At 67.4% G+C, this 12,906-nt stretch carries 12 protein-coding genes, 1 tRNA gene and 1 pseudogene; 7 read left to right on the top strand and 7 right to left on the bottom strand.

All coding sequences use genetic code 11. The features are described 5' to 3' along the window. Nucleotides 1-78 precede the first annotated feature (78 nt). Nucleotides 79-753, bottom strand: coding sequence for a hypothetical protein (locus WAF18_RS13300; RefSeq protein ID WP_337245533.1), 675 nt, complete (start codon nt 751-753; stop codon nt 79-81). A gap of 519 nt (nt 754-1,272) precedes the next feature. Here WAF18_RS13300 and WAF18_RS13295 point away from each other — a divergent pair. Then, the gene (locus WAF18_RS13295; RefSeq protein WP_337245532.1) at nt 1,273-1,500 is read left to right on the top strand and encodes a hypothetical protein; all 228 of its coding nucleotides are present in this window, start codon (nt 1,273-1,275) and stop codon (nt 1,498-1,500) included. 150 nt (nt 1,501-1,650) lie between these two features. Here the strand turns inward: WAF18_RS13295 and WAF18_RS13290 are convergent. Next, nucleotides 1,651-2,741: pseudogene (locus WAF18_RS13290) on the bottom strand (IS3 family transposase). Between the two features lie 966 nt (nt 2,742-3,707). Here WAF18_RS13290 and WAF18_RS13285 point away from each other — a divergent pair. Next, nucleotides 3,708-4,463 (top strand): DUF5343 domain-containing protein, encoded by a 756-nt coding sequence (locus tag WAF18_RS13285; protein WP_337245531.1) that lies wholly within the window; start codon nt 3,708-3,710, stop codon nt 4,461-4,463. 498 nt (nt 4,464-4,961) lie between these two features. Next, nucleotides 4,962-5,240, top strand: coding sequence for a hypothetical protein (locus WAF18_RS13280; RefSeq protein ID WP_337245530.1), 279 nt, complete (start codon nt 4,962-4,964; stop codon nt 5,238-5,240). Nucleotides 5,241-5,285: 45 nt separating this feature from the next. On the opposite strand, the gene WAF18_RS13275 is transcribed toward WAF18_RS13280, so the two are convergent. Both WAF18_RS13275 and WAF18_RS13270 read right to left on the bottom strand, forming a co-directional pair. Further along, complete coding sequence (locus WAF18_RS13275) at nt 5,286-5,765, bottom strand: hypothetical protein (protein ID WP_337245529.1); 480 nt, start codon at nt 5,763-5,765, stop codon at nt 5,286-5,288. Nucleotides 5,766-5,954: 189 nt separating this feature from the next. Continuing rightward, a tRNA-Ser gene (locus WAF18_RS13270) sits at nt 5,955-6,047 on the bottom strand. A gap of 123 nt (nt 6,048-6,170) precedes the next feature. Between WAF18_RS13270 and dnaX the strand changes: the two genes are divergently transcribed. The 4 genes from dnaX to WAF18_RS13250 all read left to right on the top strand — a co-directional run bounded on the left by dnaX (nt 6,171) and on the right by WAF18_RS13250 (nt 9,494). After that, nucleotides 6,171-8,006: a DNA polymerase III subunit gamma/tau gene (gene dnaX, locus WAF18_RS13265; protein WP_337245528.1), complete on the top strand. Its 1,836-nt coding sequence runs from the start codon at nt 6,171-6,173 to the stop codon at nt 8,004-8,006. A 2-nt stretch (nt 8,007-8,008) separates the two neighbouring features. Continuing rightward, nucleotides 8,009-8,329: a YbaB/EbfC family nucleoid-associated protein gene (locus tag WAF18_RS13260; RefSeq protein ID WP_047136330.1), complete on the top strand. Its 321-nt coding sequence runs from the start codon at nt 8,009-8,011 to the stop codon at nt 8,327-8,329. Nucleotides 8,330-8,438: 109 nt separating this feature from the next. After that, nucleotides 8,439-9,038 (top strand): recombination mediator RecR, encoded by a 600-nt coding sequence (gene recR / locus WAF18_RS13255; RefSeq protein WP_337245527.1) that lies wholly within the window; start codon nt 8,439-8,441, stop codon nt 9,036-9,038. A gap of 111 nt (nt 9,039-9,149) precedes the next feature. Continuing rightward, nucleotides 9,150-9,494 (top strand): histidine triad nucleotide-binding protein, encoded by a 345-nt coding sequence (locus tag WAF18_RS13250; RefSeq protein WP_337245526.1) that lies wholly within the window; start codon nt 9,150-9,152, stop codon nt 9,492-9,494. 16 nt (nt 9,495-9,510) lie between these two features. Here WAF18_RS13250 and WAF18_RS13245 read toward each other — a convergent pair whose 3' ends face one another. From WAF18_RS13245 to WAF18_RS13235, 3 genes are read right to left on the bottom strand one after another with little or no spacing between them, the layout of a single operon-like run. Continuing rightward, on the bottom strand, nt 9,511-10,002 hold the full coding sequence (locus WAF18_RS13245) for a Slp family lipoprotein (protein WP_183426417.1): 492 nt from the start codon (nt 10,000-10,002) through the stop codon (nt 9,511-9,513). Then, nucleotides 9,999-11,954, bottom strand: a complete 1,956-nt coding sequence (locus WAF18_RS13240; RefSeq protein ID WP_337245525.1) for a DUF3488 and transglutaminase-like domain-containing protein — start codon at nt 11,952-11,954, stop codon at nt 9,999-10,001. Before WAF18_RS13240 ends, WAF18_RS13245 begins: the two co-directional genes overlap by 4 nt. Beyond that, nucleotides 11,951-12,904: a DUF58 domain-containing protein gene (locus WAF18_RS13235; protein ID WP_337245524.1), complete on the bottom strand. Its 954-nt coding sequence runs from the start codon at nt 12,902-12,904 to the stop codon at nt 11,951-11,953. Before WAF18_RS13235 ends, WAF18_RS13240 begins: the two co-directional genes overlap by 4 nt. Nucleotides 12,905-12,906: the final 2 nt, after the last annotated feature.

Below are 12,906 nucleotides of genomic sequence, written 5' to 3'. Positions count from 1 at the left end.
CCCCCCCCCCCCCACCCCCCCCCCCCCCCCCCCCCCCCCCCCCCCCCCCCCCCCCCCCCCCCGCCACCCTTTACTCAGCTAGTGCAGCGAAAGACGCGTTGCTTGCTTCGGTAGCGGGCCATACGCCGCCCGTTCCTCACGCACGCTGCAACGCGATGTCGTTGCAGGTTGGATCAACTGTTCCTGCACTTGATCCAGGATTTCCCGCACCGCATCCGCACCTTCCGAGATCGCTAGCCCCAGTGCCGGCACGGTGTCATCCGCAAGGTCGTCTTCATGCCCTGATGCGATGACGTCGCCGTGCGCCATCAGCATCTGCACCAGCCGGTCAAGCGCGTCTGCCTGATCCATTGTGACGCCGAAGACGTAGCCCTCCGGCACGCTGGCTGCCGGCGTCGGATGTGCGGCCGCTGCCTCCTGCCTCGCGTGTTGCGTCTCGTCGGGGTCAATGGCCGGGTCATCTGCTTCGGTGGCTGTCCGCCTCTCAGGCCGCGCGCTCGGCGACGGCCTCCATGCCATCGCCTCCAGCACCAGCTCGGCTTGTTCGGCCAGCATGGCCAGGCACGTAGCCAGTTCGCCATGGCTGACTTCGGGCGGATCGTCCTGCTCCTCATCGTACGTGCGCGGCTCTGCCAGGCGGGACAGGAATTCCATGTGGTCGCGCAGCTTCGTCAGCCGCGTCCTGTCGTCTTCCGGCAGAAAATAGCCAGCCCGTTGGGTGTCGTCGTCGTGGTTCGATTCGCGGTTCGACATGATGTTGCCTCCTTCATTCCATCGAAGTGACCCGCCCACCGAATGGCGGACGGGAAGTCGGGAGGTTCGAAACCGCAGGTAGCCGGCGGGCGTATTTCCCCGAAGGGTGTTGTATTAGCCGCCCTCCCGACGCAGATATCACGTCGGTTGCGCCCGTAAAATGCCGGACACAAAAAAACCACCGGTTTTTCGGAGGTGGGTACCGCTACCTGAGGAGTTTCGAAGCTCCGTGGTTGAGATTGCTAGCGAATTGCGCGGTTGTCAAGCCGTATGGAGCATCGACGAAGAAGTCTGGGCGGTGAGCCAACGATTCCAGCGCTCAAGCCGAGGCACGGAGCTGACGTAGCCGCGCAAGCTCGGCAATTTTGGATTCCGAAGCACCCTGCCACTCAATTGCGAGGGGGCTTCGGTGGAGCAATCTTTCCGCTTGCGGACATGTGGGTCGCCAACTAGTCTCGACTGCGCCAAGGGGCCATTTGGCGGTCCTTGGCATTCCAACTTTCAATTGGAGAGGACGCGATGAAGCAAGGACTACGCCGTACCCTGACGGGCGCACTGTTCGCAGTGGCAGCTATCGCCGCAGGTAGCGCGGGCGCCGAGCCCACGATTACTTGTTCTGTCAATGGACAGCAGGCCATCGTGCCGCGCGGATTTGGCGGAGCCTACGAGGTCTGGCAGTGCTTTGACGGAGATTGGTTCTTAATGGAAATTTGCCCCGGAAACGGCGGCGTTTGCATGCTGGTGTGATCTCGCAGCTTCCTCACTTGAGGCTATCCGAGCGCTTCTTGCTCAAGGGACCCCGTTCAGCGGGGTTCCTCTCCATGTGCCACACGCTGGCGCAGCTTTCGCCAGCGACGTCCCCCCGCTTTCAGTAGCGGAGCTGTTTGGAGTCCGGCTCTATCGTAGCGGTTTCACCGCCAGCTGTTGGGCATAGGCGGCAGGCGTGAGCCCGCCGAGCGATTTCTTCGGCCGCTCTTCGTTGTACTCCCGCCGCCAACGCTCAATCTCGGTCCGTGCGTGCAGCAGTGTCGGGAACCAGTGCTCATTGAGGCATTCGTCGCGCAGGCGCCCGTTGAACGATTCGACGTAGGCGTTCTGGTTCGGTTTGCCCGGCTGGATCAGGCGCTACGCCACGCCACGCTCATGCGCCCAAGCCACCATCGCCCTGCCGCAGAATTCCTTGCCGTTGTCGGTCCGGATCACCTTCGGCAGGCCACGCCTGAGTGCCAGGCGGTCCAGCACACGGCTGACGCCGTGGCCCGAAATCGCACGCTCGACCTCGATTGTCACCGCCTCGTGGCTGGCGTCATCCACGATCACCAGGCTCTTGATGACACGGCCGTCGGCGGTGCGATCGAAGATAAAGTCCATCGACCACACCTCGTTGGCCATCACCGGACGGATCAGCGGCTGCCGCTTGCCCATCGGCACCTTCTTGCGCTTGCGTCGCCGCACCTGCAGTTTCGCCTGCTGATACAGTCGCTCGACGCGCTTGTAGTTCACGACCTGGCCGCCTTGCCGCAGCTTGAGGTAGATCATGCCCACGCCGTAGCGCTTGTGCCGATGCGCCAAGGCTTGGATCTGCGTCCGCAGTTCTACATTGCGATCCGGACGAGGCGTGTAGCGCAGTGCGCTGGCACTCATGCCGACCACGCGCAGAGCACGCCGCTCGCTGAGCCCTTTGCCTGCCATGTAGCGCACCTGCTCGCGTCGGGCCGGTGCGCTCACCATTTTTTTCGCAGCACGTCCTTGATCACTTCGTTCTCGAGGACCTGCTCGGCCAGCAGCTTCTTCAACCGCGCGTTCTCGGTCTCCAGTTCCTTCAGGCGCTTGGCCTCGGACACGTTCATGCCGCCGAACTTGCTGCGCCACAGGTAGTACGACGCCTCGCTGAAGCCATGCCGGCGGCACAGCTCCTTGACCGGTAGACCGGCCTCGGCCTCACGCAGGAAGCCGATGATCTGCTCTTCGCTGAAACGCTTCTTCACGTCCAATCTCCTTCTCGTTGGGGATTGGACTCCAAAGCAGCCTGCTACTCAATTGCGGGGGGACGTCGCATCCACGAAAAGAAGCAGGCCGAGCGCAACGCCACGGCCAACAAGATGAAGAAGCGCGCGGCGACCACTCGCCGCGGTCGCTGATCGAATCGGGGTGTCCCGGCGGTGACGTATCGAGCCCGCCTCGTGCCGCCGGGGCACCCTGACCAACCAGCGACCCCCGGCGCGGACGGGAACGACGGTGACGGGGCGACCGCGCCGGGGGAAGCTGCCTCGCGACAGGTGACCGCTACGCGGGAAACGATGGCCCGCCTATGGGCCGACCCAAACTACCGCGCGCGCATATCCGCGCAGATGAAGACCAGGTGGGCAGACCCGGCCTACCGGGAGCGAGCCTGGGGCTTCCACCTCGACGAACGCACCTACCGCTGGCAGCACGTCTCGTCCGGGCGGATCGTCTCCCGGACCAAGGCTGAAATGCGCGCGGAGTAGGGCCTGCGGCCCGATTCGCTGGACGGCCTCGTGGCCGGGCGCATCCAGACCTCTAGGGGCTGGCGGCTCGCGCCGCGGTCGCTGCTGGGCGAAGCGCCGAAATGGGTATTTCCGTAGCGCATAGGCGTTGCAGGGGACGTAGCAGAGCGCATACCGGCATCGCATACAGCAGCGCATCACACGTGGCATAGATGACGAAGCCACCGCTTCCAGCGAAGGGATCAATAGGCAGGGCTTTGACAAGCACTTTTCCCGACGCAGTTTGAGGCTCATGATTTGAGACGAAACAATGCAACAAACTGTGGATAAGTCTATGAATTACTTATGAATCATGCACTTGCAACGCAGTAGTTACGTTAACTTTCAGCATAAGACGGTCTAGACCGAGTTTCGCGGCAGGTGTTGCACGAAGTTTCATGAAGGTGTAGTCTGCGCCAAAATCCAACCGCACCTGCGGAGGCGCTCGTGAACGACAAGGCAATCAAGCCCCCCTACACCTCCTACAAGAGCTTCGAGTCGCTCATCGCGGAGCTTCGTTCCCATGATGTGCTTCCGGACGTGATCGACCGCAGTCTTGGGCTGCTCCGGAAGCGGTCGGGATCGGAGCAAGCCGCCCTCATCGCCACGCTGAAGTGGTTCAAATTCATCGACAACGACGGTGCGCGCACCAAGCTGCTCGATGAGTACATCGCCGCTGATGAAGCGCAGTCGAAATCGATGCTCAAAGCGATGATTGAGGAAAGCTACTCGGCTTTGACGAACGGCACGTTCAATCTGAAGTCGGCGACGACTCAGCAGATGACGGACAAGTTCCGCGAGTACGAAATCTCTGGTTCTACGCTCGGGAAGTGCATCAGCTTCTTTCTGGCGGCTTCGCGGGACGCGGGGATTCAAGTCAGCCCTCACGTTAAGGCGCCGACTGTCTCACCGACGACAAAGCGGAAGGCCAAACCGAGTCTTGCGACACCGACCATCCCCGCTGCGCCGGACCAAACCCACCACGACAGGAAGCACACGGCGAAGACGCACGATGACTCGATGATCAGCATCCCCATCCCTATCGCAGGGAAGGACGGCGCGATCATCTTGCCCAAGGGCATGACTGACAGGCAGTGGACCTCCGTCGTCAAGATGATCGAGTTCATCATCAACAATTACAGGGAGACGATGGCCGATGAGGAGGCCGAGGCCGCTGACGCAGAGAAGGATGAACCGTCATGAGGAGAGAGCATGGCCGCTCGCTGACTACCGCCGCGGGTGGCCCAGACAAAGCAACGCCCCAACTCAAGTTCCCCGTCGCGAAACAGGCTTGAGTTGAGGCGCTAGGTAGGCAAAACGCTGGTGCGGTTGGTTCGGAGTTGGAAACACCCCGGCAAGGGTGCCTACAACGATGTTCCGAACCTCCGTACCGGCATCACGGCATGGCAGTTGAGGGTGTCCCTCTGCCGATTCCGCGGCCCGTACAACACAGAGAGTATAGCGCCCTGGGACCCGGAATTCCGATATCGCCCTCACAAACCCGGCTTGCAGGAGGACTTATGTCCCACGCCAAGACGGTGCATGTGTGCGCGTATACCCGGGTCCGTAAGGGCCGTCTGGAGTACGTCTGCCAGCATTGGCGCAGCCCTCCGGGCTAAGCGCAGCACCCGGGAGGCGTCCGTCGTGGCGCCCTCCCGTCCCTCTTGGGCGAGGACACTTCTACAGGCCATTGGAGGTGATATGGCTTCTTCGGAAGATGAGAAGGCCGTGGCGCTTTGGATGCATGAGCAGTACCAGCGGCAGAATCGCTTGGTGCAATCGTCCGCTGCGCGCGGCATACGCATGACCTTCGGCGAGCATCACGTCTACAAGAACCGCCAGCGTAACTGGGGAATCAACAAGGGCATCCTTGAGGAGTTCCGCAAGCTGACGCCTGACGACGTGGTGTGGAGTCGGAGTTCGCAGACGTGGCGGCAGCGCCGCGAGTCTGATCCGCCTGACAAGCGGATGGTCCGGTAACAAAAAGGCCGCCCTTCGGGGCGGCCTTTTTGTGCCGCTGCCCGCTTAGGGTTGCGGACGCTGATAGTTGAAAACGGCATGCTTGTTGCCGGAAGCATCGACTGCGTACAGTGCCCACTGGTCGAAATAGATGGGCCGGGCTGAATTGACCGGCGCGCTGCGAAAGGCAGCGCTCGGAAGTTCAATGGCGCATTCTTGGTTGGCGAGCGTGTTGTATCCGATCAGGTATGCCCCTTGTTCATTCACAAGCAGTTGACCCGGCTTGTAGATGGCGGTGGACGCTACATTGGATGGCTCGATAACGTAATCCCCGGAGAGCACGGCGCCCAAGCTCTGAACGCCAATAGCGCTGACTGCCGGAATCGGATTTCCTTCCAATACACACAAGAGCTTTTGACCGCCGCCGACTACTTCCACGACAAGCGCCAGCGATAGAGGATGCCCGGCGCCCTTAAACGCTCGCACGAGCGTTCCGGAAGCAAGATTGGCGAGCAATTCGTTGTTCGGATACTGAGAGCTAAGCATTGGCCTTCCCCGTTGGCGCCGATACTGGCAACACGATTGTAGGCATGCTCGTGGTGGTAGGCGCACAACAAAAAGGCCACCCCTTCGGGTGGCCTTCTCGCTTACATAGCCCAGCACATCAGGCGTAGTAGGTCTTTTAGTAGGGTAGCTTCGGAACTGCTTGGCCGGAGCCACTACCTATTGGATAACTGGCGGAGAGAGGGGGATTCGAACCCCCGAAGCGCGGTTTAGACGCTTACACACTTTCCAGGCGTGCTCCTTCAACCACTCGGACACCTCTCCGGATCTGTCCCGCGCGGGCCGCGGGGCGGCACGCTGCGACGGCTGGACCGCCGCGGGCCGGCCATTCTAGCTGGGCCGGGGCCCGGTCACAAGGAAGGGGGACGGCCGTGGCAGAATAGCGGCATGTCCTATCTCGTCCTCGCCCGGAAGTGGCGTCCGAAGCGGTTTGCCGAGCTGGTCGGGCAGGAGCACGTCGTGCGTGCGCTGACCAACGCGCTGGAGACCGGCCGCGTCCATCACGCCTTCCTGTTCACCGGCACCCGCGGCGTCGGCAAGACGACGATCGCGCGCATCTTCGCCAAGAGCCTGAACTGCGAGCGGGGCACCTCGTCCGACCCGTGCGGGGAGTGCGAGACCTGCCTGGCGATCGACGCGGGGCGCTACATCGACCTGCTGGAGATCGACGCGGCCAGCAACACCGGTGTCGACGATGTGCGCGAGCTCATCGACAACGCGCAGTACATGCCCTCGCGCGGTCGGGTGAAGGTCTACCTGATCGACGAAGTGCACATGCTGTCGAAGTCTGCGTTCAATGCGCTGCTCAAGACGCTCGAGGAGCCGCCGGGGCATGTGAAGTTCCTGCTGGCGACGACCGACCCGCAGAAGCTGCCGGTCACCGTGCTCTCGCGCTGCCTGCAGTTCAACCTCAAGCGGTTGGACGAGGAGCAGATCCAAGGCCAGATGACGCGGATCCTCGAGGCGGAGGGCATCGCGGCGGATGCGGCGGCGATCCGGCAGCTCTCCAAGGCGGCCGATGGCAGCCTGCGCGACGGGCTGTCGCTGCTCGACCAGGCGATCGCCTACACCGGTGCGGGCGGCGAGGGCGGTGCGCTCGCCGATGCGGCGGTGGCGACGATGCTCGGCAGTGTCGACCGCACGCGGGTGGGCAACCTGTTGTCCGCACTGGCGCAGGCCGATGGCGCGCGGTTGATGGCCGAGGTTGCGGCGCTGGCCGAGTTCTCGCCGGACTGGTCGGGCGTGCTCGATGCGCTGTCCGAAGCGTTGCACCGCATCCAGGTCCGCCAGTTGGTGCCCGAGGTCGGCATTGAGGCCGACGGCCTGGATCTCGATGCGTTGGCGTCGTCGGTGCGGCCGGAGGTCGTGCAGCTGTGGTACCAGATGGCGCTCAATGGCCGCCGTGATCTGGGCCTGGCGCCGAGTCCGCGTGCGGGCTTCGAGATGACGGTGCTGCGGATGTTCGCGTTCCGCCCGGCTGAAGGCGGCAACGCCGGTGCCCCGGCGGGCGGCGGGGCCGGGCAGGGCCGGGTATCCGGGCCGGCTGCGGCGCGGGCCGCGCTGGGCGATGCGTCCGCGGCGGCGCCGCGGGCGGCCGCACCGGCGCCGGAGGCCGCGACGTTGGCGCGTCCGGTGCCGCGTGCGCCGGTCGATGCGGTGCCGATGGCGGCTGCCGGCCAGGGCATCGACATGCCGCGCAAGGCGCCGCCGGCCGCTCCGGCTGCACCTGTCCCCGAACCTAGCCCTGCGCCGCGTGCCGAGCCGCCTGCGGCTCCCGCGCCGCGCGCCGAACCGGCGCCGCAGGCGGCCAAGCCGTCGATGACGCTCGATGCCGACGGCTGGCTGGACCTCGTGGCCGATCTGCCGTTGCGCGGCCCGGTGCGTGAGTTGGCGGCCAGTGCGGCCTTCGTCGCGCTCGACGGCGATGTGCTCAAGCTGGCGTTGCCCGAATCCGACGAGCACCTGAAGGCGCCGATCATGGTCCACCAGTTGGCGTCTGCGCTCGCCGGGCCGCTGGGCGCGACGCCGCAGATCCGCTTCGAGACCGCGGCCGCGCGCACCGCGCCGACGCTGCACGAGCGCAATGCGCAGCAGCGCGATGCGCTGCAGGCGGCGGCCGAGCAGAATTTCCTCTCCGATCCGGACGTGCAGCGCCTGATGTCGCAGCAGGGCGCGCGCGTGGTGCCGGATTCCATTCGCCCCTACGACGAACAAGGACTTTGATGATGCGTGGAAACATCGGCCAGCTGATGCAGCAGGCCCAGAAGATGCAGGAAAACATGCAGCGCGTGCAGGAAGAGCTGGCCAACCTCGAGGTCGAGGGCAGCGCCGGCGGCGGCATGGTCAGCGTTACGCTGACCGGCGCCAAGGCCTGCCGCAAGGTGCGCATCGATCCGTCGGTGCTGTCGGACCCGGAGATGGCCGAAGACCTGATCGCGGCGGCGTTCAACGACGCGTCGAACAAGGTCGACGAGGAATCGAAGGCGCGCATGGCCGGGGCCACTGCCGGCATGCCGCTGCCGCCGGGCATGAAGCTGCCGTTCTAAGCCCCGCGGTCTCCAGGGCGGGGCGCCTGGGTGCGCCCCGTTCGTCGATGTGGCCCGCGGCTCCGTGCGGCGTGCGCATCGTGGCCCTTCCTTCTAGCGTCCATCGCGCATGTCCGCATTGCTGGAACAACTGATCGATGCGTTGCGCGTGCTGCCCGGGGTCGGGCAGAAGTCGGCGCAGCGCATGGCCTATCACGTGCTCGAACGCGGGCGCGAGGGCGGCGCGCGGCTGGCCGCGGCGTTGGCCGAGGCGGTCGAGAAGATCGGCCACTGCGCGCGGTGCCGCGACTTCAGCGAGACGCCGGTGTGCCCGACCTGCGCCAGCGCGTCGCGCGATGCGCAGACGTTGTGTGCGGTCGAGACGCCGGCTGACCGGCTGGCGATCGAACAGGCCACCGGCTACCGCGGGTTCTACTTCGTGCTGCAGGGCCGGCTGAGCCCGCTCGATGGCATCGGCCCGCGCGAGCTGGGCCTGGACTTGCTGGCCGCGCGGCTGGCCGAGGGCGAGGTGCGCGAGCTGATCATCGCCACCAATCCCACGGTCGAGGGCGAGGCGACTGCACATTACCTGGCGCAGATCGCGCGCCAGCACGGCGTGCGGCCCAGCCGTCCTGCGCATGGCCTTCCGCTGGGCGGCGAACTGGAGTTCGTCGATCGCGGCACGCTCTCGCACGCGTTCGGCAGCCGCAGCGAAATCGGCGATTCGTGATCGCGGCGCGTTGACGCGCGGTGGCAGCTTGCGTGGCGAGTCGACGGCGCGACCGCGCGCCCGGCCGCAGCGGTATGCTCTGGGCCATCGCGAATCACGAGTGACGGCTCCATGACCATCTTCCACAAGATCATCCGCCGCGAGATCCCGGCCGACATCGTCTATGAGGACGAGCACCTGATCGCGTTCCGCGACATCGGCCCGCAGGCGCCGGTGCATGTGCTGTTCGTGCCCAAGCAGGACTACGCGACGCTCAATGATGTGCCCGAGGACGCGCCGGAGGTCATCGGCCGGCTCGCGCTTGCCGCTGCGCGCTATGCCAAGGCGCAGGGCTTCGACAAGGACGGCTATCGCATCGTCATGAACTGCAACGAGCACGGCGGGCAGACGGTGTACCAGATCCATCTGCACCTGCTCGCCGGCGCGCCGCTTGGGCGCTTCGGCACGCCCGCGTAAGCGCGCGGGCGCGGGCTTACCAGTAGCCCCACCACGGCCAAGGCGCGGGGCGGGTCAGTACGTCGACCGTTTCGCGTACCGGCCACAGGTAGACCACGTCGGCGTCGAGGCGCGGGAAGCGGTAGTCGTACTCGCCGATCCTGCGGGTGTCGTAGCCGGCGATGCGGCCGGTGAAGGTGACTTCGCGGTTCTTCTCGAACACCGCCGGGTCGTAGAAGCCGGCGCGGCAGGCGATGAAGCGGCCGTTGGTGTCGTCGCTGGCCCAGTACGGGCGGCCGGTCGCGGTGAGCCGGGTGGCAATCATCTCGAAACACGTGGCGTCGGGTCGCGGTTCGACCTGGACGATGCGTCCGCCCCAGCGCACCGCGGTGCCGGTGTAGTCGCCCTGCACGGCGGCATGCGGCGTGGGCGATTCGGCGAAGCCGCCCTGCAGCGGCTTGGGCTGCGAGGCGCAGGCGCCCAGCAGCAGGGCCAGGGCGCTGATGGGCAACAGACGGGCGGGGCTCATCGGGAAGTCTCCTTCGCAGCGGGCGTTGCGGTGGGGCGATGCGCGCGCAGGTCGCGCGCCAGCGTGGGGTCGGCCGGGGCGGCAGCGTAGCGTGCGGCGACGAAACGGCGGGTGAGTGCAGCCAATTCGACGGCGTCGCCGGTGGCCGGCGCAATGCGCGCCGCCCAGGCCGAGGCGGGCTCGTGCGGCAGGCGGCCAAGGCCCCGGCGGGCATAGCGCCGGCCGAGCTGGTGCCAGGCGCGGAGCACGGGGTCGCGTTCGCGTTCGCTGCGCGCGATCAGCCAGCCCATCGCGCCGAGCGCCAGCAGCGCGACGACCGTCAACAGCACGACCAGGCCGCTCGCGCCCAGGGCGCCGAGGCCGAGCCGTTGCAGCATCGTCTGCTGGCGGTCGGCATCGAAGCCGAGTACGAAATCGTTCCAGCCGCGCCGGGCCCAGTCGCCGAGGTCGAAGATCGGCGCGAAGCGCGCGCCGCCCACGCGCCCGGCTGCCAGCCGGTCTTCGAGTGTGTCGTAAATGCGCTCGGGCGCGACTGCGGCGGTCGGGTCGACGCGGACCCAGCCGCGGCCTTCGAGCCACACCTCGTTCCAGGCGTGCGCGTCCATGCGCCGCACCAGCCAGTAGTTGCCGTAGGCGTTGCGGCGGCCGCCGACGTAGCCGGTGACCACGCGCGCGGGAATCCCGGCCTCGCGCATCAGCACGGTGAAGGCCGAGCTGAAGTGTTCGCAGAAGCCGGCCTGCTGGTCGAACAGGAAGTCGTCGATCGCATTGCGGCCGGGCAGCGGCGTGTCCAGGGTGTAGGCGAAGTCGCGCTCGATCCAGGCCAGCGCGCGTGCGACCAGTGCGGCGTCGTCGCGGGTCTGCGCGCGCCATTGCCGGGCGAGCGCGCGGGTGCGCGGGTTCAGGCCGGCCGGCACGCGCAGGGCCTCGGCGCGGGCGAGCGCGGGCAGTTCGGGCTCGAACTGCCGCGGCGGCGCCGAGCGCAGACGCCAGCGGCTGACGCTGTCGAGGCGGCGCGGGCTGCGCAGGGTGTAGTCGCGCGTACCCCGCACGCCGTCGGGCAATGCCGTGGGCAGATCCAGCGCGACCAGCAGGTCGCGGCCGGTCGGTTCGATCACGACCTCGTAATCCCAGGTTGGCGTGCCGTGGGCGACCAGGTCCGGCGTGGGCGGCGGCTGCCGGCGTGAGCGCGTCCAGGTCCGGCCGTCGTAGTCGGTGAGCGTCGGCCCGCGCCAGTACATCTGCGAGACCGCCGGCTCGGGGCCGGTGAACGCCGCGCGCAGGGCCGGTGAGTCGTCGGCCAGCAGGTCGAGCCATTGGCCTGCGCCCATCTCGTCCGACAGCCCCGGCGTGGCCGAGGCGCGGTCCGGCACGCCCCACAGCGGCGTGGACAGCCGCGGGAACAACCAGAACACCGCCAGCGCCAGCGGCAGGCCGAGCGCGATCAGGCGCAGCGCGGTGCCCCATCGGCGGCGGTCGCTGTCCGGCGCCAGGCCCGATTCCGCATCCGACAGCGCGAGCAGGGCGACCACCACCAGCAGCGTGCCGGCCAGGCCCAGCAGCAGCGACAGCGGGCCCTGATCCAGCAGGAAGGTGGCGAACGGCGCGAACAGCGCGAAGCCGAGCAGGCTGCGGGCATCGCGCAGCGTGCGCAGCTCGGACGGCTTGACCGCCAGCATCGCCGCGAGCAGGGCGCATCCGGTCTCGCGTCCGACCGTGCCGCCGGCCTGGGCGAGCACCCAGCCGAGCAGAGCGAGGGCGGCGGCGCCGCGCAGCCAGGCCGGCAGCTGGCGGCGGCCGGAGACCGACGTGACCAGCACGCCGACCGCGGCGACGACGATCGCCACCGGCAACGCAAGCTGCAGCAGCAACGGCAGCAGGCACACCGCCGCGGCCAGCAGCGTGCGGTGGCGTCCGCGGTCGTCCAGCAGCTGGCCCGTAGTGCGTGTCATGGGCGGTCGGGCATTAGCGCGAGTACGCGCAGGCAGGCCTGGCGGTGGTGCGCGCCGCGGTCGGGGCCGAGCGGCGGATGGCCGGGCACGCGCAGCAGCCAGCGCACGCCGTCGCGCTCGGCGGCGTCGACCCAGCGCGCGAGCCGGCCGATGCGTGCCTCGTGAGCGAGGCCACCCAGCGTCGCCCAGTCGAGCACGACGTCGGTCCCCTGCGGCCGCTCGAACTCGCGCACGACCAGGGCGTCGCGTCGGGCCGAGGATTTCCATGCGATCGCGCGCCGCGCATCGCCCTGGCGCCAGTCGCGCAGGTGGTGCAGGTCATCGCCGGCCGGGTGCAGGCGCGCCTGTGCATCCTCGCCGGCGCCTAGCGGCAGCGGCGGACCGTGCGGCTCGGGTGTGGGATGCACTAGCAGCGGGACATCCGGGCGCACCCAGGCCCAGGCGCGGGCCAGACCCAGCGGGCGGGTACTGGAGATGCGGAGGCGCGGCGCGGCCATCCAGCCGCGGCGCTGCGTCGGCAGTGCCAGCGTGGCCTCGCCGCCGGTCTCGTCCAGCGACAGCGGCGCGGCGACGGCGTCCTCGCAATCGACCCGCAGGCCGCGGCGCTCGCGCCCTGGCGCGGCGTCCACGTGCACGTGCAGCAACATCGGCCGACCGGCCGGGACCGGCTCGCCGCGCACGGTGCGCACCTCCAGGCCGCTGAGTTGCAGTTGCGTCCACAGCAGGCTGGCCAGCGTCGCGCCGCCCAGCAGCAGACACAGCAGCAGCGCCGGGTTGTTGTTGTAGTTCAGCGCCCCGGCCGCCATCGTCGCCAGCAGCGCGATGACGAAACCGCCGAATGGCGTGGGCAGCACGTAGATACGCTGGCGGTCGATGCGCACCGGCAGCGCCTCGGCGTGGCGCGGGCGCATCCAGCGTTCGAGGCGGCGGCGCAGGCCGGTGGCAGCCATCG

This window comes from Luteimonas sp. gir (genome assembly GCF_037198055.1).
GTDB lineage: Bacteria > Pseudomonadota > Gammaproteobacteria > Xanthomonadales > Xanthomonadaceae > Luteimonas > Luteimonas citri_A.
The sequence above is the reverse complement of the archived record's forward strand: the minus strand, read 5'-3'. Positions and strand labels throughout refer to the sequence as shown.

What these genes read in the sequence shown, in the direction of transcription:
- WAF18_RS13250 (WP_337245526.1), top strand. Translation starts at nt 9,150, where the DNA reads ATGACCATCTTCCACAAGATCATCCGCCGCGAGATCCCGGCCGACATC.
- WAF18_RS13300 (WP_337245533.1), bottom strand. Translation starts at nt 753, where the DNA reads ATGTCGAACCGCGAATCGAACCACGACGACGACACCCAACGGGCTGGC.
- WAF18_RS13295 (WP_337245532.1), top strand. Translation starts at nt 1,273, where the DNA reads ATGAAGCAAGGACTACGCCGTACCCTGACGGGCGCACTGTTCGCAGTG.
- WAF18_RS13280 (WP_337245530.1), top strand. Translation starts at nt 4,962, where the DNA reads ATGGCTTCTTCGGAAGATGAGAAGGCCGTGGCGCTTTGGATGCATGAG.
- WAF18_RS13275 (WP_337245529.1), bottom strand. Translation starts at nt 5,765, where the DNA reads ATGCTTAGCTCTCAGTATCCGAACAACGAATTGCTCGCCAATCTTGCT.
- WAF18_RS13240 (WP_337245525.1), bottom strand. Translation starts at nt 11,954, where the DNA reads ATGACACGCACTACGGGCCAGCTGCTGGACGACCGCGGACGCCACCGC.
- WAF18_RS13245 (WP_183426417.1), bottom strand. Translation starts at nt 10,002, where the DNA reads ATGAGCCCCGCCCGTCTGTTGCCCATCAGCGCCCTGGCCCTGCTGCTG.
- WAF18_RS13260 (WP_047136330.1), top strand. Translation starts at nt 8,009, where the DNA reads ATGCGTGGAAACATCGGCCAGCTGATGCAGCAGGCCCAGAAGATGCAG.
- dnaX (WP_337245528.1), top strand. Translation starts at nt 6,171, where the DNA reads ATGTCCTATCTCGTCCTCGCCCGGAAGTGGCGTCCGAAGCGGTTTGCC.
- WAF18_RS13235 (WP_337245524.1), bottom strand. Translation starts at nt 12,904, where the DNA reads ATGGCTGCCACCGGCCTGCGCCGCCGCCTCGAACGCTGGATGCGCCCG.
- recR (WP_337245527.1), top strand. Translation starts at nt 8,439, where the DNA reads ATGTCCGCATTGCTGGAACAACTGATCGATGCGTTGCGCGTGCTGCCC.